At 62.1% G+C, this 22,069-nt stretch carries 33 protein-coding genes and 1 riboswitch; of the genes, 17 read left to right on the forward strand and 16 right to left on the reverse strand.

What is annotated here, in order from left to right; genetic code table 11:
- Window positions 1–78: 78 nt before the first annotated feature.
- The 7 genes from D2V07_RS10330 to D2V07_RS10360 all read left to right on the forward strand — a co-directional run bounded on the left by D2V07_RS10330 (window position 79) and on the right by D2V07_RS10360 (window position 2,432).
- Window positions 79–276 (forward strand): hypothetical protein, encoded by a 198-nt coding sequence (locus D2V07_RS10330; RefSeq protein WP_119586916.1) that lies wholly within the window; start codon window positions 79–81, stop codon window positions 274–276.
- Window positions 277–344: 68 nt separating this feature from the next.
- Window positions 345–572, forward strand: coding sequence for a hypervirulence associated TUDOR domain-containing protein (locus D2V07_RS10335; protein ID WP_119586917.1), 228 nt, complete (start codon window positions 345–347; stop codon window positions 570–572).
- A complete protein-coding gene (locus D2V07_RS10340) occupies window positions 572–763 on the forward strand; it encodes a DUF3008 family protein (protein ID WP_119586918.1) in 192 nt (63 codons plus the stop codon). Before D2V07_RS10335 ends, D2V07_RS10340 begins: the two co-directional genes overlap by 1 nt.
- Window positions 763–1,098: a DUF3140 domain-containing protein gene (locus tag D2V07_RS10345; RefSeq protein WP_119586919.1), complete on the forward strand. Its 336-nt coding sequence runs from the start codon at window positions 763–765 to the stop codon at window positions 1,096–1,098. Before D2V07_RS10340 ends, D2V07_RS10345 begins: the two co-directional genes overlap by 1 nt.
- Window positions 1,091–1,525, forward strand: a complete 435-nt coding sequence (locus tag D2V07_RS10350; protein WP_119586920.1) for a DUF1810 domain-containing protein — start codon at window positions 1,091–1,093, stop codon at window positions 1,523–1,525. Before D2V07_RS10345 ends, D2V07_RS10350 begins: the two co-directional genes overlap by 8 nt.
- Window positions 1,526–1,587: 62 nt before the next feature.
- Entirely contained in the window at window positions 1,588–2,034 is a 447-nt protein-coding gene (locus D2V07_RS10355; RefSeq protein WP_119586921.1) for a cupin domain-containing protein, read from the forward strand.
- The gene (locus D2V07_RS10360; protein WP_119586922.1) at window positions 2,031–2,432 is read left to right on the forward strand and encodes a DoxX family protein; all 402 of its coding nucleotides are present in this window, start codon (window positions 2,031–2,033) and stop codon (window positions 2,430–2,432) included. Before D2V07_RS10355 ends, D2V07_RS10360 begins: the two co-directional genes overlap by 4 nt.
- Before the next feature lie 83 nt (window positions 2,433–2,515).
- Here the strand turns inward: D2V07_RS10360 and D2V07_RS10365 are convergent, their stop codons facing one another.
- Both D2V07_RS10365 and D2V07_RS10370 read right to left on the reverse strand, forming a co-directional pair.
- Window positions 2,516–2,767, reverse strand: a complete 252-nt coding sequence (locus D2V07_RS10365) for an SWIB/MDM2 domain-containing protein (RefSeq protein ID WP_119586923.1) — start codon at window positions 2,765–2,767, stop codon at window positions 2,516–2,518.
- Between the two features lie 49 nt (window positions 2,768–2,816).
- Window positions 2,817–3,491: a YbhB/YbcL family Raf kinase inhibitor-like protein gene (locus D2V07_RS10370; RefSeq protein ID WP_325049012.1), complete on the reverse strand. Its 675-nt coding sequence runs from the start codon at window positions 3,489–3,491 to the stop codon at window positions 2,817–2,819.
- Window positions 3,492–3,672: 181 nt separating this feature from the next.
- On the opposite strand from D2V07_RS10370, the gene D2V07_RS10375 reads away from it, so the two are divergent.
- Complete coding sequence (locus D2V07_RS10375; protein ID WP_119586924.1) at window positions 3,673–5,118, forward strand: S41 family peptidase; 1,446 nt, start codon at window positions 3,673–3,675, stop codon at window positions 5,116–5,118.
- A 15-nt stretch (window positions 5,119–5,133) separates the two neighbouring features.
- Here D2V07_RS10375 and D2V07_RS10380 read toward each other — a convergent pair whose 3' ends face one another.
- Window positions 5,134–5,571 carry a COG3650 family protein gene (locus D2V07_RS10380; protein WP_233548347.1) on the reverse strand — a complete coding sequence of 146 codons (438 nt, stop codon included), beginning with the start codon at window positions 5,569–5,571 and terminating at the stop codon, window positions 5,134–5,136.
- Between the two features lie 135 nt (window positions 5,572–5,706).
- On the opposite strand from D2V07_RS10380, the gene D2V07_RS10385 reads away from it, so the two are divergent.
- On the forward strand, window positions 5,707–6,270 hold the full coding sequence (locus tag D2V07_RS10385; protein WP_119586925.1) for a hypothetical protein: 564 nt from the start codon (window positions 5,707–5,709) through the stop codon (window positions 6,268–6,270).
- 7 nt (window positions 6,271–6,277) lie between these two features.
- On the opposite strand, the gene D2V07_RS10390 is transcribed toward D2V07_RS10385, so the two are convergent.
- Both D2V07_RS10390 and D2V07_RS10395 read right to left on the reverse strand, forming a co-directional pair.
- Entirely contained in the window at window positions 6,278–6,730 is a 453-nt protein-coding gene (locus tag D2V07_RS10390; protein WP_119586926.1) for a DUF3429 domain-containing protein, read from the reverse strand.
- 97 nt (window positions 6,731–6,827) lie between these two features.
- The gene (locus tag D2V07_RS10395) at window positions 6,828–7,406 is read right to left on the reverse strand and encodes a fasciclin domain-containing protein (RefSeq protein WP_119586927.1); all 579 of its coding nucleotides are present in this window, start codon (window positions 7,404–7,406) and stop codon (window positions 6,828–6,830) included.
- Window positions 7,407–7,594: 188 nt separating this feature from the next.
- Here D2V07_RS10395 and D2V07_RS10400 point away from each other — a divergent pair, with 188 nt between their 5' ends.
- On the forward strand, window positions 7,595–7,903 hold the full coding sequence (locus D2V07_RS10400) for an alkylphosphonate utilization protein (protein ID WP_119586928.1): 309 nt from the start codon (window positions 7,595–7,597) through the stop codon (window positions 7,901–7,903).
- Here the strand turns inward: D2V07_RS10400 and D2V07_RS10405 are convergent.
- The gene (locus D2V07_RS10405; RefSeq protein ID WP_147366938.1) at window positions 7,900–8,310 is read right to left on the reverse strand and encodes a DUF6491 family protein; all 411 of its coding nucleotides are present in this window, start codon (window positions 8,308–8,310) and stop codon (window positions 7,900–7,902) included. The two genes, D2V07_RS10400 and D2V07_RS10405, sit on opposite strands and share 4 nt — an antisense overlap.
- Window positions 8,311–8,648: 338 nt before the next feature.
- Here D2V07_RS10405 and D2V07_RS10410 point away from each other — a divergent pair, with 338 nt between their 5' ends.
- Complete coding sequence (locus D2V07_RS10410) at window positions 8,649–8,987, forward strand: DUF962 domain-containing protein (RefSeq protein WP_119586930.1); 339 nt, start codon at window positions 8,649–8,651, stop codon at window positions 8,985–8,987.
- 9 nt (window positions 8,988–8,996) lie between these two features.
- Here D2V07_RS10410 and D2V07_RS10415 read toward each other — a convergent pair whose 3' ends face one another.
- From D2V07_RS10415 to D2V07_RS18575, 5 genes are all read right to left on the reverse strand, one after another.
- Window positions 8,997–9,398, reverse strand: coding sequence for a nuclear transport factor 2 family protein (locus D2V07_RS10415; protein ID WP_119586931.1), 402 nt, complete (start codon window positions 9,396–9,398; stop codon window positions 8,997–8,999).
- On the reverse strand, window positions 9,395–9,736 hold the full coding sequence (locus tag D2V07_RS10420) for a hypothetical protein (protein ID WP_233548348.1): 342 nt from the start codon (window positions 9,734–9,736) through the stop codon (window positions 9,395–9,397). The genes D2V07_RS10415 and D2V07_RS10420 overlap by 4 nt, the downstream gene beginning before the upstream one ends.
- 241 nt (window positions 9,737–9,977) lie before the next feature.
- Window positions 9,978–10,208 (reverse strand): hypothetical protein, encoded by a 231-nt coding sequence (locus D2V07_RS10425; RefSeq protein ID WP_119586933.1) that lies wholly within the window; start codon window positions 10,206–10,208, stop codon window positions 9,978–9,980.
- 115 nt (window positions 10,209–10,323) lie between these two features.
- Window positions 10,324–10,536: a cold-shock protein gene (locus tag D2V07_RS10430; protein WP_119587182.1), complete on the reverse strand. Its 213-nt coding sequence runs from the start codon at window positions 10,534–10,536 to the stop codon at window positions 10,324–10,326.
- A 251-nt stretch (window positions 10,537–10,787) separates the two neighbouring features.
- A complete protein-coding gene (locus D2V07_RS18575; protein ID WP_158586807.1) occupies window positions 10,788–10,961 on the reverse strand; it encodes a hypothetical protein in 174 nt (57 codons plus the stop codon).
- Between the two features lie 224 nt (window positions 10,962–11,185).
- Here D2V07_RS18575 and D2V07_RS19010 point away from each other — a divergent pair, with 224 nt between their 5' ends.
- From D2V07_RS19010 to D2V07_RS10445, 3 genes are all read left to right on the forward strand, one after another.
- The gene (locus D2V07_RS19010; protein WP_267899753.1) at window positions 11,186–11,320 is read left to right on the forward strand and encodes a hypothetical protein; all 135 of its coding nucleotides are present in this window, start codon (window positions 11,186–11,188) and stop codon (window positions 11,318–11,320) included.
- Between the two features lie 33 nt (window positions 11,321–11,353).
- A complete protein-coding gene (locus D2V07_RS10440) occupies window positions 11,354–11,845 on the forward strand; it encodes a YaiI/YqxD family protein (RefSeq protein ID WP_199698776.1) in 492 nt (163 codons plus the stop codon).
- A gap of 64 nt (window positions 11,846–11,909) precedes the next feature.
- Entirely contained in the window at window positions 11,910–12,359 is a 450-nt protein-coding gene (locus D2V07_RS10445; RefSeq protein ID WP_119586935.1) for a pyridoxamine 5'-phosphate oxidase family protein, read from the forward strand.
- Window positions 12,360–12,390: 31 nt separating this feature from the next.
- Here the strand turns inward: D2V07_RS10445 and D2V07_RS10450 are convergent, their stop codons facing one another.
- A complete protein-coding gene (locus D2V07_RS10450; RefSeq protein ID WP_233548349.1) occupies window positions 12,391–12,696 on the reverse strand; it encodes a hypothetical protein in 306 nt (101 codons plus the stop codon).
- A 202-nt stretch (window positions 12,697–12,898) separates the two neighbouring features.
- Between D2V07_RS10450 and D2V07_RS10455 the strand changes: the two genes are divergently transcribed.
- Window positions 12,899–13,348 (forward strand): PRC-barrel domain containing protein, encoded by a 450-nt coding sequence (locus tag D2V07_RS10455; RefSeq protein WP_119586936.1) that lies wholly within the window; start codon window positions 12,899–12,901, stop codon window positions 13,346–13,348.
- A 124-nt stretch (window positions 13,349–13,472) separates the two neighbouring features.
- On the opposite strand, the gene D2V07_RS10460 is transcribed toward D2V07_RS10455, so the two are convergent.
- The 4 genes from D2V07_RS10460 to thiC all read right to left on the reverse strand — a co-directional run bounded on the left by D2V07_RS10460 (window position 13,473) and on the right by thiC (window position 17,714).
- On the reverse strand, window positions 13,473–14,096 hold the full coding sequence (locus tag D2V07_RS10460; RefSeq protein ID WP_119586937.1) for a cation transporter: 624 nt from the start codon (window positions 14,094–14,096) through the stop codon (window positions 13,473–13,475).
- Between the two features lie 19 nt (window positions 14,097–14,115).
- Window positions 14,116–14,874: a DUF5131 family protein gene (locus tag D2V07_RS10465; RefSeq protein WP_119586938.1), complete on the reverse strand. Its 759-nt coding sequence runs from the start codon at window positions 14,872–14,874 to the stop codon at window positions 14,116–14,118.
- Window positions 14,874–15,767 carry a three-Cys-motif partner protein TcmP gene (gene tcmP, locus D2V07_RS10470; RefSeq protein WP_158586808.1) on the reverse strand — a complete coding sequence of 298 codons (894 nt, stop codon included), beginning with the start codon at window positions 15,765–15,767 and terminating at the stop codon, window positions 14,874–14,876. The genes D2V07_RS10465 and tcmP overlap by 1 nt, the downstream gene beginning before the upstream one ends.
- Before the next feature lie 75 nt (window positions 15,768–15,842).
- Window positions 15,843–17,714, reverse strand: a complete 1,872-nt coding sequence (gene thiC, locus D2V07_RS10475) for a phosphomethylpyrimidine synthase ThiC (protein WP_119586940.1) — start codon at window positions 17,712–17,714, stop codon at window positions 15,843–15,845.
- A gap of 38 nt (window positions 17,715–17,752) precedes the next feature.
- A riboswitch (TPP riboswitch) is annotated at window positions 17,753–17,857 on the reverse strand.
- A 246-nt stretch (window positions 17,858–18,103) separates the two neighbouring features.
- Between thiC and D2V07_RS10480 the strand changes: the two genes are divergently transcribed.
- Together D2V07_RS10480 and D2V07_RS10485 are read left to right on the forward strand one after the other, a co-directional pair.
- Entirely contained in the window at window positions 18,104–20,188 is a 2,085-nt protein-coding gene (locus D2V07_RS10480) for a YadA-like family protein (RefSeq protein WP_147366939.1), read from the forward strand.
- A 282-nt stretch (window positions 20,189–20,470) separates the two neighbouring features.
- Window positions 20,471–22,069, forward strand: coding sequence for an AbgT family transporter (locus D2V07_RS10485; RefSeq protein ID WP_119586942.1), 1,599 nt, complete (start codon window positions 20,471–20,473; stop codon window positions 22,067–22,069).

Consider the following 22,069-nt stretch of genomic DNA (forward strand, 5'->3'; position numbering starts at 1 on the left):
AGCCGCTCGGCAGCGGAACTTTCGACCCTTCGAGCCGTAATCGTTCCAAGGGTCTGACTGGAGCAAAGGTAAAAAATCATGAGTGAAGAACGTAACGGCGAAATCCATATCGACGACGAAAAGGCTTCGGGCGGTTCAAAGGAAGGCGTTGTTCGCTGGGTGCTGCTGATCAGCTTGCTGGCGGCAATCATCATCCTTTCGGTCATCTGGATGACCGGCGCCCTGACGCAGGGCGACACCGAAGAAGAAGCGACCGTCGTCTACAGCGAGGAATAGGGACTCGTTTTTCGGGATCGCAAACAGGGGGGCAGGCGTTGCATGCATAACCCGAGGAGACCGAACAGATGAGCAATTCCAACAGTTTCCAGTCCGGGCAATATGTCCAGTGGGACTGGGGCAACGGCACCGCCAGCGGCCAGATCGAAGACCGCTTCGAGCGCGAAGTGACGCGCACGCTGCAAGGCAGTGAGATCACCCGCAACGGCGAAGAAGACAACCCCGCCTATCTCATCAAGCAGGAAGATGGCGACAAGGTGCTCAAGCTCGGCTCCGAACTTGAGGCGAAAAACTGATGCCCGCAAAATCCAAAGCACAGCAAAAAGCCGCTGGCGCGGCCCTTTCCGCCAAGCGCGGCGACACTAAGGTATCCGACCTGCAGGGCGCGTCGAAGCAGATGTACGACAGCATGTCTGAAGACGAGCTGGAGGACTATGCCTCGACCGACCGCGAAGGTCTGCCCGACAAGGTGGACGGCGACGACTGATGTCGAGCGACGAGCGTGATGAGACCTATTCGGAGTTCTACGACTGCGTGAACATGCAGCCCAAGGAACTGGAAGAATGGCTTGAAACCGACGAATCGAAGTCCGTGGGCGACAGCGACAGCGGCGAAAGCACGGGCCACCGTTCGGGCCGCAGGATCGTGGATATCAAGCGCACGAAGAAAGACGACCTGACCGAAAGCCAGTGGGGCCATATGGACAAGGTCGTTGGCTACATCCACCGTCATCTCAATCAGAAGCCGGATGGCGATGTCGAGGATACGGACTGGCGCTATTCGCTGATGAACTGGGGCCACGACCCGCTGAAGGATGCTTGAAACGTCGACCAGCAAGCCCGGGCTCGACCGGTTCGTTCGCGCGCAGGCTGGCATTTACTCGACCGCACTCGCCGAATTGCGGGCGGGCGAAAAGCGCACCCACTGGATGTGGTTCATATTCCCGCAGATGCTCGGCCTCGGAAAGAGCGCGAACGCCCGCGCCTACGCCATCCATGGTAGGGATGAGGCGGAAGCCTATCTCGAACACGACCTGCTAGGCCCGCGCCTGCTGGAATGTACCCAAGCCATGCTGGATCATGCGGGCAAGCTGGCGCCCGTGGAGATCCTCGGCCCGATCGACACCATGAAGTTCTGCAGCTCTATGACCTTGTTCGAAGCCGTCGCCAGCGATCCGGCACCCTTTGCTGCCGCGCTGGAGCGGATGTGCAACGGTCGGCGCGATGCCGCTACGCTCGAACTGCTCTAGCCCTTGCCATAACCGCGACTTTGCGCTTTCGGGCGCAGCAACAGCGAAATGAGGGAACGACAGTGGCAACGGCAGACGACCTGATAGCAAAGCTGCGGCTTGAACAGCATCCCGAAGGCGGCTGGTACCGCGAAACATGGCGCGCCGACGCCATCGAGGGCTCTCGCGGTGCGGCTACGGCAATCCTGTTCTTGCTGAAGACCGGCGAAGGTTCTCACTGGCACAAGGTCGACGCGGCGGAGATTTGGCTCTGGCACGCGGGCAATCCTTTGCAACTCTCGCTTACCGATCCAACCGGCAGCGCCGCTGCCGACCTGGTTCTGGGTCCAGACGTGCTGGCGGGCGAACGGGTGCAGCAAGTTATCCGTCCTGATGAATGGCAGGCAGCGAAATGCCTTCCGGGTGACCACGATTTTACGCTGGTATCCTGTGTGGTGTCGCCCGCTTTCGAATTCGCCGGGTTCACCCTCGCCCCGCCGGGGTGGGAACCGGGCGATGACTTGCCATGATACGCGGCGCCCTCACCTACCTGCTCGCGCCGTTCTACGCCTACGCCGGATACCGCCACATTGCCGGTCCGGAACCGTTTCTTCAGATCACGCCCGGATGGGTGCCGTTCCCGGAAACGGTGATCCTGCTGACCGGAATAGCCGAAATCGCCGGTGCCGCCGCGCTTGCCCAGCCGTGGTCGACCCGTCTGCGGCGGGCGGGAGGCATTGGCCTTGCCCTTTATGCGCTGTGCGTATGGCCGGCCAACCTCAACCACATGGTCATGGACATGGCGCGTGCGGACGGCGGCTGGGGCCTTGGCTATCACATACCGCGGATGCTGGCCCAGCCGGGGCTGATCTGGCTGGCATTATGGACAGGACGCGTGACGGACTGGCCTTTCCGCAAGCGCACCTGAAACGGCATCTGTACGAAAAAGGGCGGGCCCGCAGCTTGTCGCCGCGCGCCCGCCCTTCGTGTCTGCAATAACAGGTGTCTCTATCAGCTCATGTGCTTGGAGACGGCACCGGTCATCTTGAACATGGAGATCTGGTCATTGCCGATAACCGCGCCCAGCTTGGCATCGGGGTTGATCATCCGCTTGTCCTTGGAATCCTGCAGGTTGTTAGCCTTGATGTGATCCCACACCTTCTTGGTCACCTCGGCACGGGTCATCGGACCCTTGCCGACCACCGCTTCCAGGTCCGACGATAGGTTCACCGGCTTGTTCAGCGCGTTGTTCTTGGCAGCCATTTCCTTGGTATCCTTTCACTCAAAAATAGCCGGAAGGGACTAGCACCCTTCAATCGGCTTCGTCTTCATCATTCCGGTCGTAATCCCCGCCTTCTTCGCGGGCATACGTTCCGGTCAGAATTGCTACGCCAAGCACATGGCCGCGCATGGCATCGGTCAACTCATCGCGGCTGGCGCCGGGCATCTGCACCAGCGGCAAGTCCAGCGCGAAGAGCTGGAACACATAATCGTGGGCCTCGTGACCCGTTGGCGGATCGGGCAGCAGCCATTCGGAATTGCCGAACGAATTCTTGCCGACGCGCGGTGGCACTTCGCCTTCCAGCAGCTGGCCCTTCTGGCCCGGGAGGCCCCAGACAAGCCAGTGACAGAACGGTTCGGGCGCGGGTGCATCGGGGTCTTCCACCACCAGCACCAGTTCCTGCGTGCCCGATGGCGGGGCCGACCACTCCAGCGGCGGCGCGACGGCATCTTCCTCGTCCGCCGTAAAGCTGGGGTCCAGTTCTTGCCCGTCGCGAAACGCGGCCGACTTCAGCTCGAAGCCGGACTTGCCCACCAGCGATTCGTCGCCCAGCTTGGCCACCATCAGCTTTGCATGCCCCGCTCTTACATTGCGGAGGGCCTTGCCAAGCCAGGCGGGGACATGTTCGAGCATCGTGTAATCCTTAGCGTTTTCGGCCGCGGGTTCGTGGGGCGAGGCCGCGATGTGCAGAATGCGGTCCAGCATTTCAAGGGGGGCTTTTCAAGGCGAAACCCCGTTCAAGCTGTTGATGGTGCGCAATTGGCAGAACAATTTCCAGCGAATCCACTTCCGCGAACAGAGCATCTTGCCACCGCGAAGAAGCAGCGTTACCCCTTCCTGATCGGGTAGCCCCGCACCAATTGCTTAGAATTTCGGGACAATTTGCATGCGCACCTCCAAGATCGCCCTTTCCCTCGCCTGTCTGGGCATGACAGTGTCTTGCGGTGGAGGGGGTACGCCCACGCCGTCTCCCGTAGCAACATCTCCTGGTGGAACGCCTACACCTACACCTACGCCCACGCCAACGCCCACGTCGGCCACCTGTTCGCTGCAAAACCGCCAACAGTTCGCGTTCGACGTGCTGGATGAGTGGTATCTGTTCCCCAATCTGCTGGCGACCGGCGTCAACCCAAGCAATTACAGCTCGGTGCAGGATTACATCGACGCACTAGTGGCGCCCGCACGCGCCCAGAATAAGGATCGCTACTTCAGCTACATCACCTCCATCGAGGAGGAGAACGCCTTCTTCAACCAGGGCTCCAGCGCCGGGTTCGGCTTCCGCTTGTCCTATGACTTGAGCGCGCGACGTGTCTTCGTTGCCGAAACTTTCGACAATACGCCCGCACTCGGCGCCAATATCGAGCGCGGTACCGAGATACTGGGGGTTGGTACGAACTCCAGCAATATCCAGTCGGTAAACAGCCTGATCGCAACCGGCGGAGCGCAGGCGGTCATTAATGCTCTGGGGCCCAGCGATCCGGGCGTGACACGGGTCCTGCGGATCATCGACGCCAGCGGCGTGCAGCGCGAGGTCAGCGTGAGCAAGGCCGACTACGCACTTGATCCGGTGCCCCGTTACGGCGCGCAGATCATCAACGATGGCGGGAAACAGGTGGGCTATGTGCGCCTGACGAACTTCATCAACCCGGCCATCGACGACTTGCGCGCTGCCTTTGCCGATTTCCGCGCAGCTGGGGTTACCGAACTGGTGATCGACCTGCGCTACAACGGCGGCGGCGGCATCAATGTGAACGAGTTCTTCGGCGACCTGATGGGCCGTAACCTCAACGGACAGATTTTCGAGACCATCGCTTTCCGCGACAGCAAGAGCGCTCTGAACGAGACCTACCGCTTCCAGGCACGGCCGGAATCCATCGCGCCGACCAAAATCGCCTTTATCACCACCAGCGGCTCCGCCTCTGCCAGCGAGGCGCTGATAAACGGCATGCAACCCTATATCGGTGACGATCTCGCGATCGTGGGCGAAAACACCTTCGGCAAGCCGGTCGGGCAATCCGCTTTCGATCTGGCCGCCTGCGATGATCGCCTGCGCGTGCTCACCATCAAGCTGGAAAATGCGAACGGCAACGGCGAATACTTCAATGGCCTGGCCGCAACTGTACCGAACACGTGCCGGGCAAGGGACGACCTCTCTCGGAACTTCGGAGATCCGCGCGAGGAAATGCTGGCGACAGCGCTGGACTTCCTGGCCGGTCGCTCGTGCACCCCGATTGCCGGTGGCCCTGCGACGACGCAGTCCGTTGGTCGCGACTTGCTGCAACCGGAACGCGCGTCCAGCGTGCTGGAGCACGAGGCGCCAGGCGTTTACTGATCGCTGGCTCGCCTGTTAGGGCGTTCCAAGGTCGGCATCCGCAAGGGCAGCGCAGCCGGAGCGCTGGTCTGCACCTATCTGCAACGTGGCGTTGAAGGGATATGTGCGGTCGCTCATGCCGTCGGAACAATCGCCGGGCGTTACCGCAAGGTCCACCGTCTGTCCGTCAAGTTCGCCGCTGAATGACAACCCGCCGCGCCCGGCAAAGCGGGTAACGGCGATCCCCCTACCCGCCTGATCGCCGGGCGTGGTGTAGGTGAAGGTGCCGTTCTCCACGGTGCCGCCCCAGAACGGCTCGTTCCCGTAAACCCTGATCGCGGCATCCTCCGGAATGCCGGAATAGGCGCCTTCATCAGCCGTATCGCCGGGCACGTTGGCTTCTGGCGAGCCGTTGCATGCAACCAGCACAGAACATGCGGCCACTAGGCCCATCGCCTTGAATAGCATCGTCATCTTACCTCTCTTGCGCGTCCACCGCGCCGACATCAGACCAGCCGCTGGCTACCGACCACCTGCTCACACAGGGGAACATCACAGTGGTTTTGGGCGTTGTCCAGTCAAAGCAAGTTTCACGCCGGAGAGTTCCAGATGAAAGTCAAGCCCCTGATTGTGGGCGCGTTTTTGATCGCCCCCATCGTGGGTGCGGTCGCGGGCCAGAAGATGAGCACCGACCCGATAGCGTCGATATCGGACGTGTCCACCACACTGCCCATGGGATCGCCCATCGCTGCCAGCGATGCGACTCCGAAAACCGTAGAGCGCTTGCCCGATCACTACGCCATGGAAACGCCCGAGGGCCGCGTCGAGGTACACGAACTGGCCATGCGTGGCCGCTATGCCGACCGCTATCAGCCGCCAATTTACGACGATACGCAGGAGAGCTTCGCGATGCTCGAAAGCGATTGGGATGGCGACAGTCTCGACGTCCGCGCTGCACGTGCGCTTTCCCCGCAGCAGCACGAAGAGACCCAGCCAGAACCCGAGTATCGCACCCCGGAAGTCGCCAATTACTCCGCAATGGAAAGCGCCGGGACGGGAGAAAATGCGAATGTTCCCTCACCCGAACCAAAGCCCGATATCCAGATTGTCGAACCGCAACTAGCCACAGCGCGCGTGATCGATGTGCAGGCTGCCCTGGCCGCACAACGCTGAGGACATCTCAGGCTGCGAGGGCCAGAAGGACGGTTGCGCCGCCTAGCCCCAGCGATAGCGGCATTCGCAACGATATCCACCAGGACGGCCTGATGGTCACCAAACGCAGGTCGACAAGCAGGCTCGCGATGATTGCGCCGCCTAGCAAGTAAAGCGAGGGTCCCGGCCAGGTGGCCCCGAAAACCCATGGCAAGTAGGTCCCGAGCGCCAGCAAACTGGGCGCCACGGCGGCCACCCACAGCCATTGGGGCGCGCGGCGCCCCTCGTCCGGGGAACCGGCGGCAAGACCCCACCACAATCCGCCAAGAAAACTGAAGATGAGCGCTGCATAGCCCCAGCCCATCGCAAGTGCGCTCCAGCGCCATTCCGGCGGCCCAAGCCATGCGGCAAGGACGCAGGCGATTTGCGGGAGCAACCCGGCGTAACCGAGAAAGCGCGGGGCGGGAGGCATGTTGCGCATCAGTCAGTCTCTATAGCAGACAAGAAAATTCACCCCAAACAAGAGAAGGCGAGCCCCGCAAGGCCCGCCTTCGCTGTTTCATGGTTGGTCGAGAGCCTTACGGCATAAGGACGGTGTCGATCACGTGGATCACACCGTTGGAGGCATCGACATCGGTCGCGGTCACGGTCGCCGTGTTACCCTGCGCGTCGGTGAGGATGACGTTGCCGCCCTCAACCGTCGCGGTCAGCGTGCCGCCGTTCACGGTTTCGATGGTGTAGCCACCTTCGCCCGCACTTTCGATGGCGGCGGTGAGATCGGAGACCATCACTTCACTGGGTACGACGTGATAGGTCAAAATGTTGCCGAGCTGCTCGGTATCTTCGGTGGTGAGCGTCTCCAGCGTACCAGCGGGCAGCGCGTCGAATGCCGCATTCGTGGGAGCAAAAACGGTGAAAGGACCGTCACCCGACAGCGTTTCACCAAGGTCCGCGGCAGTCACGGCCGAAACAAGGGTGGAGAAGTCGGGATTGCCCTGAGCAACTTCCACGATGGTGCCCGGCATGTCTGCCTCGGCGTTGGCCATTTCGTCAGCCATCATGGTGTCGTCTTCCATGGTGGTATCCTCGGCAGGCTCGGCACAGGCGACAAGGGCCAGCGCGGCGGCTGAGGCGGTCAGGATATGAAGCGTCTTCATCTTGGGTGTCCTTAGATTGCAGTCAGTCGAATGGCTGGCGGCATTCAGACCCCTCCGGGCCATCCGTTCAGCGCTACAATGGTTGCGAATGGCCGTACGTTCCGCAACTGGCCCAAAGCACGTAGTGCGGCGCCGGCTTGCCCGAAGCCCCCGCGCCTGCCACTGGAGGTGCCGAAGGAGACAGGTCCATGGCCACGGATGATGACGCGTATGTCTACGACGAGGAAAGCGGCGAATGGATGCCGTCATCCGAACTAGCGGAGCGGCAGGCTGAGGCAGACCGGGTGGAAGTTCGCGATGCCGTTGGCAACCTGCTTGCCGATGGCGACCAGGTCACCCTGGTGAAGGACCTGGACGTGAAGGGCGCCGGCCAGACCCTGAAGCAAGGCACTCTCATCAAGTCGATCCGGTTGACAGGCGATGCGCAGGAAATCGACTGCAAGTACCCGGGTATAAAGGGCCTCGTGCTGCGCGCAGAGTTCGTGAAGAAGCGCTAGTCCTCCTCGATCACCCGGCCAACGACGCGGACGGGACAGCGGTCCAGCGTGTCCGGGATGGCTGACGGCACCACGAGTGTTTCCATCTGTCCGGTACAGATACTGGTGGAGCCACGCGCATCCAGTCCCACGGCAAGGCTGAAATCCAGTTCCGGGCAGGACCCCCAGGTCTCCAGCAACCAACGCTCGCTGACGCCGGTCGCGATATAGAGCCGGTCGCGGCCCCTGGGGCTCTCCGGCGCATTGGAGTAGCCGTTGATCTCGCGCGTGAAAAAGCATGCGCGGTCGGTATCAACGTTCGCCAGCGTGGTATCGTATTCGTCTGCGCCAGGTTGTTCCATGGGCGCGCAGGCGGCGATCGCCAGCACTGCTCCCAAGGACATGATGCTTGGTGTGGTTCGGGGCATTGGTATTCTCCTTACCTTCTTTTCCGAACGCCCCCGCCGGCTCGGGCGTTCCGCGGCGATGTCGTTCTGCCGCACGCCGGGCTCATCTGGTACCAAAGTTCTGGTCCAATCCCATGCGCGGGCGCATCGTCACGGTCACAGCGAATGCAACGGACCCGGGTGCAAGGCCGCACCTGGTCCTCGAGCCCGCCGGACAGCGGGAGACGCCAGGCATGGCGGCCGATCGCACCAACACCCACCCGGCGTTGGTGCGATCCTCGTTTCGGCCCTTGTTTTGGCAGCGCCTCGCTTTCCGACACGACTTGTCTGCGTGCGGATTCTCCTCCACATTCGCGCGCATGAGCCGCCAATACACCTCTTTCGCAGCGTTCTGGCCGTTCTACCTGCGCGAGCATTCGCAGCCGCGTACACGCGCGCTGCACTACATCGGCACCACGCTGGCTATCGCCGTCCTGCTGTTCGCGGTCGTGACGGGGCGGTGGCTGTGGCTCATCGCCTTTCCGGTAGCGGGGTACTTCTTTGCCTGGCTCGCGCACTTCACGGTGGAGAAGAACCGTCCGGCAACCTTCACCTATCCCCTGTGGAGCCTGGCTGCAGACTTCCGCATGTGGTGGCTCTGGCTGACTGGACGCTTGCAGCCGGAGCTTGACCGCGCCGGTGTCGGCAAGCCGGACTGAGGCTCTTTCCTAACCCAGCACGGCGTCCGCCAGCTTGGTGTCCAGATACTCGCGCACTTCCACGATCCTGCCGGCTTCGAGGCGGAAGATGAAGCAGTACTCGTTGGCGTAGACCTTCCCGTCCACGGTATCGGCGTGGCCCTTTGCCAGCACGACCACGTGGTCGCCATCGGCGAGCACCAGTTCGGGAATGTTGCGATATGGCCCCGCGAAACGGGCGAACAGCGGGCCCATCAGCTGCGCCTCTACATCGGCGAGGCCGCTGACCGTCTTCGACCATTTGGAGGTGCCCATCACGTGCCAGGTGATATGTTCGTCGAACAACGGCAGGAAATCGTCCGGATCGCCATGCTCCAGCTTGGCGAAGGCTTTCGTCAGCAGTTCGCGGTTCGTTTCAGTAACACCGCTCATGCATTTCCCTCCGGTCCGCTGCGATCGCCTGCCAGGCGCCGGTGCTCGTCGACACTGCGCCGCATTTCGCGGGCCTGCAGGTGAAGGGCCTTGTTCGACAGGCGGATCTCGCGGCTCTGCTGGAAGAAGCCGAGAACCAGCCACAGGAACGCGAGCGGACTGGACACTCCGCCCAGGAAGTCGCCCAGCTCGTTGAGCCTCAGGTCAGTCGGGTTCTGTCCCTGCACCGCGAGATAGATCACCAGTCCCACCAGATAGAGCGCGGTCAGGGCCAGCCCGATCTGCGGCAGGCGGCGGCGCTCTTTCTTCTCCTCAAGGATTTGGGTGTCTTCGCTCATAATTTCCGCCCCTCTCGCAGCACACCCCATACAGGGTAGCGCAGCGGGCGCGCGGCGCAACGTGGAACACCCTGCGATGTGTCCCGACGAAGAGGGCTAATGTGCAAAAGGCAGCGCAAACGTGTGCTCGAACCCCTGTCAGAAAGGGGTGTGCGTTCTCAGGGAATTGGAACTGCGGCCTGGAAAAAGAGCATCGATCACGCTCGCAGGGCAAGCAGCGAAGGACGCGGTAGTAAGGCGGCTATTCGCCGCTTTCGGTTTCCGCTGCCTCTTCTTCGGCAGCGATGCGATCCAGTCGCTCCTGCTTGGCGACGGCGCGGTCTTCCTCCACCTTGCGAGCCTGTTCGGCCAGCCCGCGCCAGGTCTTCTCCGCCTGCAGGTGCCGCTCGCGGACGTTTTCCAGTTCGGCGCCATCGGCGTCGGTAGCGGCCTCTTCGGCGCGCTGCTTGTAGAAGTGATAGTTCTGCGACATCGTCGGCCTCGCTGACAGGGGGGTAAATCAGGAAGGCGAAAACGCTTGGGCCCCGGGCCCGTGCATTCCCGCCCTCTTGTTCGTCAATCCCCGCAAGCGGGAACAGGCGTTCGGATCAGTCGGCAGCCGAAAGGTTGACGGCGCTTTCCTTGCCATTGCGGCCGGTTTCGACTTCGTAGTTCAGGCGCTGTTCCTTATCGAGCGTCTGCATGCCGGCGGCCTGCACGGCGCTGATGTGAACGAAGCTGTCGTTCGAACCGTCGTCGGGCTGAATGAAGCCATAGCCCTTGTCGGCATTGAAGAATTTTACGGTGCCAGTCTTTGACATGCTGTGGTTCCTTTCAAGAACGCGTGTGTTGCCGCGCGGCAACATGCCGCGTGGTCGTGCAAATCGTCATCGAAAAGGAAGTCGTAGTCAGGTTAACGCCGGGGCCTTCAAAAAGGGCAAGCGGCGGTCGGCAAGTCTAGAAGTCCGTCGCAATTTATCGACGTAAGCGGAGCCTATGTAGGGCACGCGAGGGCGTTTGGCCAGCTATTCCGGCGCAAGGCCTGTCAGGGACGGTCCCGATCGGTCCATTCCTAACGCTCCAGCCCGGCGGTAAGGCGGTATTTGCGGATGCGTTCACCATAGTACCCGGCAAGGTCGAAATAGGTATTCCGATCGTTCAGGGACTTGGCACTGCGCTGGTTCATCAGCGCGCGCTGGTGGTTGCAGAGGAGCTGGTTGAGATCCATCGTCTTCGTCCTGTTCATGGCAGCACGCCAGAATGGCGCGGCTGCGGCTAGGAGGCGGAATGGATGGATACGGCGCGCGCATGGCTGGCCATCGACCGTCGATTGCGACTGGTAGCGGGTGTCTTATAGCAGCAAAACAGTTGGCGGGCAACGGCGCCGGGGATGCAGGCGAATTCGTGCGGGCATTGGCGCGAAAGGGCCTAGAGTGCATGCGGGGCATTCCGCCCCGATTGGAAAAGACCATGGCCAAGGGCCAGATGAAGAAGAGCCGCGAAAACCGCAAACCCAAGGCGGACAAGGGGCCAAAGCAGAATGCCAGTCAGCCGAGCCTGAAGCCAGGTTCGATCAAGGGGCTGGAAAACATGAAGAACAGCTAGAGGCTGGTCTTCGGGCACGCTAGGGCGGGTGCGATGGACAACAACAGCCCGCCCGAGCATGGTCCCATTACGATCCTGGTGGATGCAGACGCCTGTCCGGTAAAGGACGAGATCTACCGCGTGGCCGAACGTCACGGCGCCCACGTGCGCGTCGTCAGCAACAGTCCCTTCCGCGTCCCCGTCAGCGAGCGGGTGAAGCGGGTGACCGTAGGCGACGGTTTCGATGCCGCCGATGACTGGATCGCCCAGCACTCCGATCCGCGAAGCGTGGTGATCACCGCCGACATCCTGCTGGCAGAGCGGTGCCTGAAGGCGGGCGCGCAGGTGCTGGCCCACAATGGCAGGCCGTTCGACGCCGCCAGCATAGGCTCTGCCATCGCCACGCGCGCCATCATGGCGGACCTGCGCAGCGGGATGGACGGACCGCTGGGCGCAGCCGGTGGCGGTCCGCCGCCGTTCGGCAAGGCTGACCGATCCCGCTTCCTGCAAGCGCTGGACCGGGTGCTGGTGGCGCTGAACCGCTAGGCCGGGCGGGAACGCAAAGGCTGGCGGATCGCTGTCCATCCTGCGGGAGCGCAAGGAGAATTCCATGGCCGACACCACCCAGAACGACCACCTTTCCCACATTGCCGAGGCGATGAAGGACATCGATTTCGTGATGCTCAACACGCATACGAAAGACGGCCAGATCGGCGCACGACCGATGAGCAACAACCGCCAGGTCGATTACGATGGCGACAGCTACTACTTCACCTGGGAAGACTGCCTGATGGTGGACGACATCAAGCGCGATCCGAAGGTCGGCCTCTCGCTCCAGGGTGCGCAGCGCGACAATGGCGCGCCGGGCGTGTTCATCTCAATCGAAGGCACGGCACAGATCGTGCGCGACAAGACGCAGTTCGCGCAGCATTGGGTAGACGAGCTGGAACGCTGGTTCGAAGACGGCATCGACACGCAGGGCATGGTCATGCTGCACGTCAAGGCTTCGCGCGCCGCATACTGGGACGGGGAGGAAGAGGCGGACTTCGATATCGGCTGATCCGCCGCCGCCTGCCCCGGCATCCCGCAAATCAGCGCGAGAGGCGCCTGCGGTTCGCGCGCACCGGTTTCCGATAATGGCGCAGCACCCGGTCGGAGACCTGCTCGGGCGTCTGCTGCATGCCGCCCATCGCCACGAAGGGCCACAGCGTCATGCTCGCCACCAGCTTCTCGCGCACCATCCGCTCCGCCTCGCGCTCGGCCAGTTTGCCGCCGGCCATCATCCGCAAGCCCCGCAACCACATGACCTGCGATGCTTCCATCCAGAGCATGGCCCCCTGCTGGGCGAGGCGGTTCCATTGGGCGAGATCGCTGGGCGATGCGGGGTGTGTCATCATGCTGCAACTGCGAGGATGCCGATAAGCTCCTGACCTTCGTCCACAAACGCGACGAACGGAGCGCGCCGGGCCTAACCTGGAACACATGGAACACAGTCCTGAGGCAATAAGCGCCCCCGAGCGGAACGGTGATCGTAACGCTGATCGGAACGGCGCCGCAAATGCCGCGTTGGCGAAGGGGAAATCACTGGAAGGAAAGCAAATGACCAATCGCAAGTTCACCCTCGCCACGCTGGCCGCGGGCTGCGCCATGATCGCCGCCTGCGGGGACTCCGCTGCCGAGCAGGAGGCCGACCGCATGGAAGACCAGATGGAAATGCAGGCGGACCAGAGCGCCGCTGCTGCTGGCATGGAAGAAGCCGCGCTCGGCATGACCGAGACGCAGCTGCTCGACGCCGACCTGGTGACGGCGGACGGCACCGACCTGGGCGATGTCGAGATGGTCCGCCGCGGCGGAGACGGCGCGGTCACCGGCCTGGTGGTCGAACTGGAGAACACCGACCCCGATCGCTGGGTGGAGGTGCCGATGGACGGCCTGACCCCCGTCACCAACGGCGACGACATGGACATCCAGACCGGCATGACCGCCGAAGACCTGGCCGCCCTGCCCGATGCGGACATGAGCGCCATGACCGCCGACGCCGCGATGTAAGCGAAGGCATAGAGCATTTCAGGAAGCCCGCTCCGGAAGCGTCCGGGGCGGGCTTTTTCGTATGCTGTGCGGGAGTGCTTCCATGCGCGGCACCGGACCATGGTGACGGGGTGTAGGAAAGGCCTCAGGCCGCGCGAAGCTGGGGTGCGGCCTCCGCCATCACGCGCAGGGCGGAGCGCAGGAATATAAGCGCCATCACCGAGCCGATCACGATATCGGGCCACGGCGAGGCCAGCCACCAGACGAGGCCCGCAGCCAGCAGCACGCCGCAATTGTTGATCACGTCGTTGCGCGAACATTCCCAGGTGCTCGCCATGTTCACGTCCTGGTTGCGGAAACGGGTGAGCAGCCTGAGGCACACCAGGTTGGCCAACAGCGCCAGCGCGCCGAACACCAGCATCAGCGTGGAACTTGGCGGCACGCCGCTCTGTATCCGGACCACCACGTTCACCGCGATGCCCACGCCCAGCGCCAGGATCACCACGCCTTTCAGCATGGCCGCCCCGGCCTTCCACCGGTCCGACCGGGCCAGCGCATAGAGGCTGACCGCATAGACCACCGCGTCGCCCAACATGTCGCTGGCATCGGCCATGAGCGCCGCCGACCCGGCAATCACCCCCGCCCCGAATTCAAGCACGAACATCACCGCGTTGATGGCCAGCACGATGACGAGCACGCGCCGCTGCTCCCGTTGGCGGGCGAGTTGTTCGAGCGTGGTCGATTTGGCGGAACAGCAGTCTGCGGACATGGGGGTTATGTGGTAGGCGTTAAGCTTCTAATTCAAGCGGGTATTCGTCGAAGGTCTGCCCGTGCAATTCGCGGCCTGCCGCTTTTTTATTCCTGCCGCCCCATTGCTTAAAGAAAAACGCAACATCGTCACGACGGCATATCTCGAGGAGACGCTCAACCCATGCTTCTTGCATAGGCCGTGCTCGAGGACCGGATTCCCCTCCAACGATGGCCCAATGGATACCACGGAGATCGATGTCCTGAATCTCACCGATCAAAGGCTCGAACGAAATGAAAAGAGTCGCACCACGAACTGAGGCGAGATGTCTTACTCGTTCTGCGACCTCGCTACTCTCAATAGAAGTGCCCACCCAAATGTGATTTCGCGCTTCAATTACGCCTTGCGAGAACATCTCAGCCATTCGATCTGGCCTCTTCGTAAGAATCTGAAAATGATGATGCGGGCAAGCGATCATCGTTTCCCAAACACGGACCACAAAATCAGCGGGCACGTCAGGATGAAATAGGTCCGACATCGAGTTGACAAAGATTCGCTTTGGCTTGCGCCATTCTAACGGAGCGGAAAGACTGCTTTCATCTATATTTACTCTTCCAGTCCAGACGTAACGACCGCCGCTCTTTCGGGTGGTCCCTTCATATTTGTGATGCCCCATTGCTTGAAGCCGGGCCGCCATTCTCATTGCGTAACAGTTGGTGCAACCCTTTGATGCGACAGTGCAACCTGCAACTGGGTTCCAAGTTACGTCAGTCCATTCGATCTCGGATGAGCCTGCCATTACTTCAGCACCACTGACGCAAATTTAGAGGCGAGCCTCGCACTCGTATGTGGGTTTGCCCAAGCAAACATAAGAGAGAATTCATGAAGCCCAGGTTTGCCTAACGGCAGAACTTGTTCGACGACGCGACCTCCGAAAGCCGCTTTAAGACGCTCTTGCGCGATCTTCTCAAACCACGCGACATCAACAGCCTTCTCGGACAGTTTTTGCCCGAACATATCCATTTGCCCCTTCTCTTCTACAGGCAGGACATTCCGCCACTCTGTCGTTCCCAGCGCTTCATCGACACTGCGCCCCCCATCTGCCAATACCGCCCCATCCCCGCGAACCTGCCTGAACATCGCAAATACCGGCACTAAGTACCAGACATCCACCGCTTGCGTTCTTGCTAGTGCTTGCAATGTATCGAATTTGATCTGCAAGCCAAACGGATCAAGAAACACCACGGCACGCGAGTTCCGCCAGTTGATCGTATCGCAGATGCGAAGAAGCATCTCATTGGCGTCAAATTGCGTGATCGTTACTCGATCTTCCAAATGGCTAAATTTTGTTTTCACCTCGCGACGCAGGGCTTCTACATTTTTCCTCTTTTTGTCGTTAAAGAGGTATCGATTGAACGGATACTTTACCCCTAGCGCGCGAAGGGCAGAGCCGACAATTATCTCATCCGTGTCGGCCAACTCTGCGGCAGGTTCCAGCAATTGGATTTGCCCATTCTCGACCTGCTCCTTCTCTTTCGCTGACCGAGGCATCGATGAACCTGATCCTGCGCACGCGTCGATGTAAAGAAGCTCAAATTTGTCTCTCAGGGCAGTCGTGAACATCCCAAGATATTCCTCGACTGCCTCAAGCTTCTTTAGCGTATGCTTATCACCGAAAGCCTGTGGTTCCATCAAATCCTCACAAGAACATTGATAGAACGCTATGCACATTTATTTAAAAGTTCAACCTTCTAAATACATGGCCGCTCACCCCTTCGGCACATACAAGTCCCCGCCTTCCTTATACCGGCGGCTCATTTCCTCCATGCCTTCCTCGGCGTTGGCTTTCGCCTCGGGCGGCGTCTCCGAAGCCACGTTCTCGGTGGCGAGGTAGCTGTCGGAGTTCTGCTTTGCCGCAAACTCGCGCACCTCTTGCGAAATCTTCATTGAGCAGAACTTCGGCCCGCACATGGAGCAGAAATGCGCGGTTTTCGCGCCTTCGGCGGGCAGGGTCTGGTCGTGGTATTGCTCGGCGGTGTCGGGGTCCAGCGAGAGGTTGAACTGGTCGCGCCAGCGGAATTCGAAGCGGGCTTTCGACAGCGCGTCGTCGCGCACCTGTGCGGCCGGGTGGCCCTTGGCAAGGTCCGCCGCGTGGGCGGCCAGCTTGTAGGTGACGACGCCGACTTTCACGTCGTCGCGGTCGGGCAGGCCGAGGTGTTCCTTGGGCGTGACGTAGCAGAGCATCGCCGTGCCGTACCAGCCGATCTGCGCCGCGCCGATGCCGCTGGTGATGTGGTCGTAGCCCGGCGCAATGTCGGTGACGAGCGGCCCGAGGGTGTAGAACGGAGCCTCCCCGCAGGCCTCGAGCTGCTTCGTCATGTTCTCCTTGATCTTGTGCATGGGCACGTGGCCCGGCCCCTCGATCATCACCTGCACGTCCTGCTCCCAGGCTCGCTTGGTCAGCTCGCCCAGCGTGTAGAGCTCGGCGAACTGCGCCTCGTCATTGGCGTCCGCGATACTGCCGGGGCGCAGGCCGTCGCCCAGCGAATAGGCGACGTCGTAGGCCTTCATGATCTCGGTGATCTCGTCGAACTTCTCGTAGAGGAAGCTCTCCTTGTGGTGGGCCAGGCACCATTTCGCCATGATGGAGCCGCCGCGCGACACGATGCCGGTCACGCGCTTGGCCGCCAGCGGCACGTAGGGCAGGCGCACGCCCGCGTGGATGGTGAAATAGTCGACGCCCTGCTCGGCCTGCTCGATCAGCGTGTCGCGGAACACTTCCCAGGTCAGGTCCTCTGCCACGCCGCCGACTTTCTCCAGCGCCTGGTAGATGGGCACGGTGCCGATGGGCACGGGGCTGTTGCGGATGATCCATTCGCGGGTGTCGTGGATGTTGCGGCCTGTGCTCAGGTCCATCACCGTGTCCGCGCCCCAGCGGATCGACCAGACCATCTTGTCCACCTCGTTCGCCACGTCGCTGGCGACGGCGGAATTGCCGATGTTGGCGTTGATCTTCACCAGGAAATTGCGCCCGATGGCCATCGGCTCGGCTTCCGGGTGGTTGACGTTGGAGGGGATGATTGCGCGGCCGCGCGCAACCTCGTCGCGCACGAATTCGGGCGTGACGTAGTCGGGGATTTCCGCGCCCCAGTCCTGCCCGTCACGGGTGACTTCCTTCAGCGCGGCACGGCCCAGGTTCTCGCGCTCCGCCACATATTCCATTTCCGGCGTGATGATGCCCTGCTTCGCGTAGTGCATCTGCGACAGGTTCTTGCCGGGCTTGGCGCGGAACACGGTCTTGCTGACGTTGGGAAACGCGGGCACGCCGCCGCTGCGATCGGGGCCAAGCTGGCCGTTGTCTTCCGGCTTCACCTCGCGTGCGGTGTATTCCTCGATATCGCCGCGATCCAGTTGCCACTGGCGGCGCAGCAGCGGCAGGCCGGTGTTGATGTCGATTGTCGACTCGGGGTCGGTGTAGGGGCCGGAGGTGTCGTACACGCGGACCGGCGGCTCGCCGCTGGAAGGTTCGAGGTCGATCTCGCGCATGGCGACTTTCAGCGGGCCGACATGGATCTTGCGGCTGCCGCGGATAGGTCCGGTGGTGACGCCGATTTCGACAGGTGAATTGATGTCGGCCATACGAAGTCTCTCCTCATGGGCGGGAAAAGGGACTTCGGGCGAAAGTGCCGGCCCTTCCCTCCGCCCGTGCTAACGGGTTCAGGTTCAACGGGTCGGCGGACTTCAACCGCCCTCTCAGCCTCATGGCTCCCCGGGGATGCACGTCTTGTAGGTGAAGCGCAGCGGGTCCGCAACGGGTCTGCGCAAGAATTGCCGGCGCGACAGGCGCACGTGTTGAAACGTTTGCGCCGCCAAACGAAATTGCATATATTCCGTAGTATCGCGAACAATAGCGTTCGAGATAACGGGCATTACCTCACAATATAACGCACACGCCTTTCACGGTGAGACTTCGGTGAGAACGCCGGCGTCTCGCTGCGCTGTGGCGTGTCCGTTCAAGGATCAAAACGATGAAGGGACTTACTGTAATTCGCGGCGCTCGTCGCCTTTCCGTAGGCGCCAGCGTGCTGGCCCTCGCCATCTCCGCCCCGGCCATGGCGCAGTCGGTGGATATCGATCTGCCTTCGACCCCGCTCAAGGATTTCAACTGCTTTTATGACGGCATCACCTTCCCCGGCAATGTCGCGTCGGAATGCTACGTGGACGGCACCCGGACGGTAACGCCTGTAAGCCAGACCCGCACGCCCCGCGATGCGACTTTCGACGTGGTGCGCAACACCTACGATGTCACATTCTCCGGCAACCTTCAGGTGGACGGTATTCCCACCGTGGTGGGCACGCCGTTCCAGTATCCCTTCGGCGGCGGCTACACCGATGCCGATTTCTTCTTCGACACCACCTTGCAGACCGTAAACGTGGATGCGAGCTATGTCTCGCGCAGCAGCCAGCTGGTGCGCATTGGCGATCCCACCCCGCCGCAGCCGGAAGATCCGGCCTACGTCTCCTACTCCAGTCTCCAGACCACGATCAACGCGATCGACGTGAATGCAGATGGCAACCTTTCCACCTCGGACGGAGGGGACTACGATTTCCTGCTGGCCACAGCAGACCCCGCCGCCATCGTCGACAACGGCGTGGCGGTGTCGGGATCGTTCCAGGGCCGCAGCGGGACCGGCGCGATCCAGTTCGGCACGCTTGGCGGCACCGCCAGCTTGCAACAGGGCTCGCTGTTCACGCCTTATGACGAGGCGACCGGAGCAGTGAACATCGGCCTCGTCTCTCCCTATCGGCTGAACTATGCGCTGAGCGCCCAAATCACCACGCAGCTGGACGAAACTGGCCTTATCACCCCCACCATCGCGGTGACGGGCGGCATCAACATGAACGGTAGCCGTATCTCCAACCTCGGCGCGGCCGTGGAGCAGAACGACGCCGTAACCCTTGCCCAGCTCGAGGCGGCGCTTGCCGAAAGCGGCGCGGTTGTCGGCGGCGGCGGCGATGCCTCCGATGCGAACGGCAACGGCGCGCTTGCAGGCGGCAGCGGATCCATCGCAGAGGGAGAAGGCGCGGTTGCGCTGGGCCTTCAGCAGTCGGCGATCGGCAATGGCGCGGTCGCCATCGGCGATCCCAACATTGCTGCCGGAACAGGTGCAATCGCCATCGGCGCAGACAACACCGCCACTGGCATCGGCGCGGTTGCGCTGGGCAACATGACTACGGCGAATGGCAACGGCAGCGTGGCGCTGGGCAACGGGGCGATGGCCATGACAGCGGGATCGGTCGCCCTGGGCGGCGATGCAATGGCGCTTTCCAGCAACAGCGTTGCGCTGGGTGCAGGATCGATTGCCGATCAGGCAAATACCGTTTCTGTGGGTGCCACAGGTGCGGAACGCCGCATTACCAATGTTGCTGCCGGTATCGCGGCAAGCGACGCGACAACGGTGGCGCAGCTAAGCGCTGAAAGCGATGCACGCCTGGCAGCGGACAACGGCCTGCAGCTTGCCGTGAACGCTGAGTCCATCGCCCGCTCCAATGCCGACCTTGCACTGGGCCAGCGGATCGACGGGCAGGTGGCCGTCACCAACCAGCTCACCGCCAATCTCAACACCGAGCAGGCCGCGCGGGTGGCGGGGGACAATGCGTTGCAAACCGTCATCAATGCGGAATCCATCGCCCGTGCCGATGCCGATATCGCGCTGGGACAGCGGATTACCAGCCAGGCAACTCTGACCAGCCAGCTGGCCGCCAACCTCGCTTCGGAACAGACAGCGCGGCTGGCAGCGGACAACGCGCTGTCGGAAAGGCTGGACGCGGTCGGCACTCGCATCGACATGATCGACGATCAGATCGCGCTGCTGGATGATCGCATTTCCGGCTCCACCGCGGTCGCAACCGCGATGAGCGGCAATGCTTTCCTGCCCAACATGTCCTTCAACCTCACCGCCAACGTTGCAACATATGACGGGGCGCACGCCGGATCGTTGCAGGTAGGCGCCTTGGTGACGGAAAACATCGCGCTGAATGCGGGCGTTGCCACCGGCTTCAACCGCAATGGCAAAACGGCGGCGCGCGTAGGCATGACGCTGGGCTTCTAGCCCTCGCCATTCTTTCGGCCAGTGGCGGGCGGCGCATCACGGGATGCGTCGCCCGTTGCCGTTTGCGCGAGGGGAAAGCGCGATACTGGCTTCGGATATACCTGCCTTGCCAATTCTGACATGGACACTTATCGCAGTGGACCACGGCACTGGAGGCTTTCCGTCTCGATGTGCTGCCCGGCATGGCCATCGGCTAAGCCACGGCCGTTCATCGGCGCGCCAGACCGCGTCTGCCACGTAACCCGCAACCCTATCCCAAAGTAACTGCGAGAGAGCCCACCCATGTCCGAGCTCCCCACCCCCACGCACGAATACAAGCAGGGCAAGCGCAACGCCTTCACCCGCTTCCTTGACGGGGTGGAATGGCTGGGCAACCTGCTGCCGCACCCGGTCACACTGTTCGCCCTGCTGGCCGTGGGCATCGTGCTCGTCTCCGGCCTGTTCGGCTGGATGGGCGTGGCGGTGGAGGATCCCCGCCCCGCAGGCGCGCCGAACGTGGCGGACGACGGCATGATCCGCGCGGTCAGCCTGATGAACGGCGACGGGGTGCGCCGCATATTTACCGGCCTGGTCGACAATTTCACCAGCTTTGCCCCGCTGGGCGTCGTGCTGGTGGCTATGCTGGGCGTGGGCGTGGCGGAGAAATCCGGGCTGCTGTCCGCTGCCGTGCGCAGCATGGTGCTGGGCGCGCCGCCCAAGCTGGTGACGGTAGCCATCGTGTTTGCCGGCATCATCTCCAACACTGCCAGTGAGGTGGGCTACGTCGTGCTGATCCCGCTGGGCGGCGCGATCTATTACGCGCTGGGCCGGCACCCGCTGGCGGGCATGGCGGCTGCCTTTGCCGGGGTTTCGGGCGGCTACAGCGCCAACCTGCTGATCGGCACGATCGACCCTCTGCTGGCGGGCATCACGCAGGAAGCCGCGCAGTTGATCGATCCCGATTACACCGTGCTGGCCACGGCCAACTGGTATTTCATGTTCGTCAGCACGTTCCTCATCACGATCATCGGGTCGCTGGTGTCGATTTACATCGTGGAGCCGAAGCTTGGCCCGTATGACGCGAGCAAGGCCGATCCGGACGTGCTGGACGAAGGCATGATGCAGCCGCTCACCGATACCGAACGCAAGGGCCTGCGCTGGTCGGGCGTGGCGCTGCTGGGTGTGCTGGCCTTCATGGCGATGACGCTGGTTCCCGAATGGGGCGTGCTGCGCAATGCGGAAACGGGCGACCGGATGGATTCACCGTTCTTCGATGGCTTCGTCGTCTGGATCCTCATCTTTTTCATCACCATCGGCTATACCTACGGGCGCGTGACCGGCTCCATGAAGACCGACCGCGACGTGATTGACGCCATGTCCGAGGCGCTGTCTGCGCTGGGCCTTTACATCGTGCTGGTGTTCTTCGCCGCGCAGTTCGTGGCCTTTTTCGGCTGGACGAATCTCGGCGCGATCACGGCGGTAACCGGCGCGAACTTCCTGGTGGAAAGCGGGATGACGGGGCCGGTCGTGTTCTTCGCCTTCATCGCCATCTGCGCGCTGATCAATCTGTCATTGGGCTCCGCATCGGCACAGTGGGCCGTCACCGCACCCATCTTCGTGCCCATGCTGATGCTGATCGGCTATGCGCCCGAGGCGATCCAGGCGGCCTATCGCATCGGCGATTCCACCACCAACATCATCACGCCCATGATGAGCTATTTCGGGCTGATCCTGGCCTGGGCGACGCGTTACCAGAAGGACCTGGGCGTGGGCACGCTGATCGCGATGATGCTGCCCTACACCTTGTTCTTCATCACGACGTGGAGCGTGTTCTTCTACCTGTGGACCTTCGCCTTCGGCCTGCCGGTTGGACCGGGGTCCCCAACCTATTATACGCCCTGA

It is taken from the genome of Aurantiacibacter zhengii (assembly GCF_003584125.1).
Classification (GTDB): domain Bacteria; phylum Pseudomonadota; class Alphaproteobacteria; order Sphingomonadales; family Sphingomonadaceae; genus Alteraurantiacibacter; species Alteraurantiacibacter zhengii.

What these genes read in the sequence shown, in the direction of transcription:
- D2V07_RS10330 (WP_119586916.1), top strand. Translation starts at nt 79, where the DNA reads ATGAGTGAAGAACGTAACGGCGAAATCCATATCGACGACGAAAAGGCT.
- D2V07_RS10335 (WP_119586917.1), top strand. Translation starts at nt 345, where the DNA reads ATGAGCAATTCCAACAGTTTCCAGTCCGGGCAATATGTCCAGTGGGAC.
- D2V07_RS10340 (WP_119586918.1), top strand. Translation starts at nt 572, where the DNA reads ATGCCCGCAAAATCCAAAGCACAGCAAAAAGCCGCTGGCGCGGCCCTT.
- D2V07_RS10345 (WP_119586919.1), top strand. Translation starts at nt 763, where the DNA reads ATGTCGAGCGACGAGCGTGATGAGACCTATTCGGAGTTCTACGACTGC.
- D2V07_RS10350 (WP_119586920.1), top strand. Translation starts at nt 1,091, where the DNA reads ATGCTTGAAACGTCGACCAGCAAGCCCGGGCTCGACCGGTTCGTTCGC.
- D2V07_RS10360 (WP_119586922.1), top strand. Translation starts at nt 2,031, where the DNA reads ATGATACGCGGCGCCCTCACCTACCTGCTCGCGCCGTTCTACGCCTAC.
- D2V07_RS10365 (WP_119586923.1), bottom strand. Translation starts at nt 2,767, where the DNA reads ATGGCTGCCAAGAACAACGCGCTGAACAAGCCGGTGAACCTATCGTCG.
- D2V07_RS10370 (WP_325049012.1), bottom strand. Translation starts at nt 3,491, where the DNA reads ATGCTGGACCGCATTCTGCACATCGCGGCCTCGCCCCACGAACCCGCG.
- D2V07_RS10375 (WP_119586924.1), top strand. Translation starts at nt 3,673, where the DNA reads ATGCGCACCTCCAAGATCGCCCTTTCCCTCGCCTGTCTGGGCATGACA.
- D2V07_RS10380 (WP_233548347.1), bottom strand. Translation starts at nt 5,571, where the DNA reads ATGACGATGCTATTCAAGGCGATGGGCCTAGTGGCCGCATGTTCTGTG.
- D2V07_RS10385 (WP_119586925.1), top strand. Translation starts at nt 5,707, where the DNA reads ATGAAAGTCAAGCCCCTGATTGTGGGCGCGTTTTTGATCGCCCCCATC.
- D2V07_RS10390 (WP_119586926.1), bottom strand. Translation starts at nt 6,730, where the DNA reads ATGCGCAACATGCCTCCCGCCCCGCGCTTTCTCGGTTACGCCGGGTTG.
- D2V07_RS10395 (WP_119586927.1), bottom strand. Translation starts at nt 7,406, where the DNA reads ATGAAGACGCTTCATATCCTGACCGCCTCAGCCGCCGCGCTGGCCCTT.
- D2V07_RS10400 (WP_119586928.1), top strand. Translation starts at nt 7,595, where the DNA reads ATGGCCACGGATGATGACGCGTATGTCTACGACGAGGAAAGCGGCGAA.
- D2V07_RS10405 (WP_147366938.1), bottom strand. Translation starts at nt 8,310, where the DNA reads ATGCCCCGAACCACACCAAGCATCATGTCCTTGGGAGCAGTGCTGGCG.
- D2V07_RS10410 (WP_119586930.1), top strand. Translation starts at nt 8,649, where the DNA reads ATGAGCCGCCAATACACCTCTTTCGCAGCGTTCTGGCCGTTCTACCTG.
- D2V07_RS10415 (WP_119586931.1), bottom strand. Translation starts at nt 9,398, where the DNA reads ATGAGCGGTGTTACTGAAACGAACCGCGAACTGCTGACGAAAGCCTTC.
- D2V07_RS10420 (WP_233548348.1), bottom strand. Translation starts at nt 9,736, where the DNA reads ATGAGCGAAGACACCCAAATCCTTGAGGAGAAGAAAGAGCGCCGCCGC.
- D2V07_RS10425 (WP_119586933.1), bottom strand. Translation starts at nt 10,208, where the DNA reads ATGTCGCAGAACTATCACTTCTACAAGCAGCGCGCCGAAGAGGCCGCT.
- D2V07_RS10430 (WP_119587182.1), bottom strand. Translation starts at nt 10,536, where the DNA reads ATGTCAAAGACTGGCACCGTAAAATTCTTCAATGCCGACAAGGGCTAT.
- D2V07_RS18575 (WP_158586807.1), bottom strand. Translation starts at nt 10,961, where the DNA reads ATGAACAGGACGAAGACGATGGATCTCAACCAGCTCCTCTGCAACCAC.
- D2V07_RS19010 (WP_267899753.1), top strand. Translation starts at nt 11,186, where the DNA reads ATGGCCAAGGGCCAGATGAAGAAGAGCCGCGAAAACCGCAAACCCAAG.
- D2V07_RS10440 (WP_199698776.1), top strand. Translation starts at nt 11,354, where the DNA reads ATGGACAACAACAGCCCGCCCGAGCATGGTCCCATTACGATCCTGGTG.
- D2V07_RS10445 (WP_119586935.1), top strand. Translation starts at nt 11,910, where the DNA reads ATGGCCGACACCACCCAGAACGACCACCTTTCCCACATTGCCGAGGCG.
- D2V07_RS10450 (WP_233548349.1), bottom strand. Translation starts at nt 12,696, where the DNA reads ATGATGACACACCCCGCATCGCCCAGCGATCTCGCCCAATGGAACCGC.
- D2V07_RS10455 (WP_119586936.1), top strand. Translation starts at nt 12,899, where the DNA reads ATGACCAATCGCAAGTTCACCCTCGCCACGCTGGCCGCGGGCTGCGCC.
- D2V07_RS10460 (WP_119586937.1), bottom strand. Translation starts at nt 14,096, where the DNA reads ATGTCCGCAGACTGCTGTTCCGCCAAATCGACCACGCTCGAACAACTC.
- D2V07_RS10465 (WP_119586938.1), bottom strand. Translation starts at nt 14,874, where the DNA reads ATGGCAGGCTCATCCGAGATCGAATGGACTGACGTAACTTGGAACCCA.
- tcmP (WP_158586808.1), bottom strand. Translation starts at nt 15,767, where the DNA reads ATGGAACCACAGGCTTTCGGTGATAAGCATACGCTAAAGAAGCTTGAG.
- thiC (WP_119586940.1), bottom strand. Translation starts at nt 17,714, where the DNA reads ATGGCCGACATCAATTCACCTGTCGAAATCGGCGTCACCACCGGACCT.
- D2V07_RS10480 (WP_147366939.1), top strand. Translation starts at nt 18,104, where the DNA reads ATGAAGGGACTTACTGTAATTCGCGGCGCTCGTCGCCTTTCCGTAGGC.
- D2V07_RS10485 (WP_119586942.1), top strand. Translation starts at nt 20,471, where the DNA reads ATGTCCGAGCTCCCCACCCCCACGCACGAATACAAGCAGGGCAAGCGC.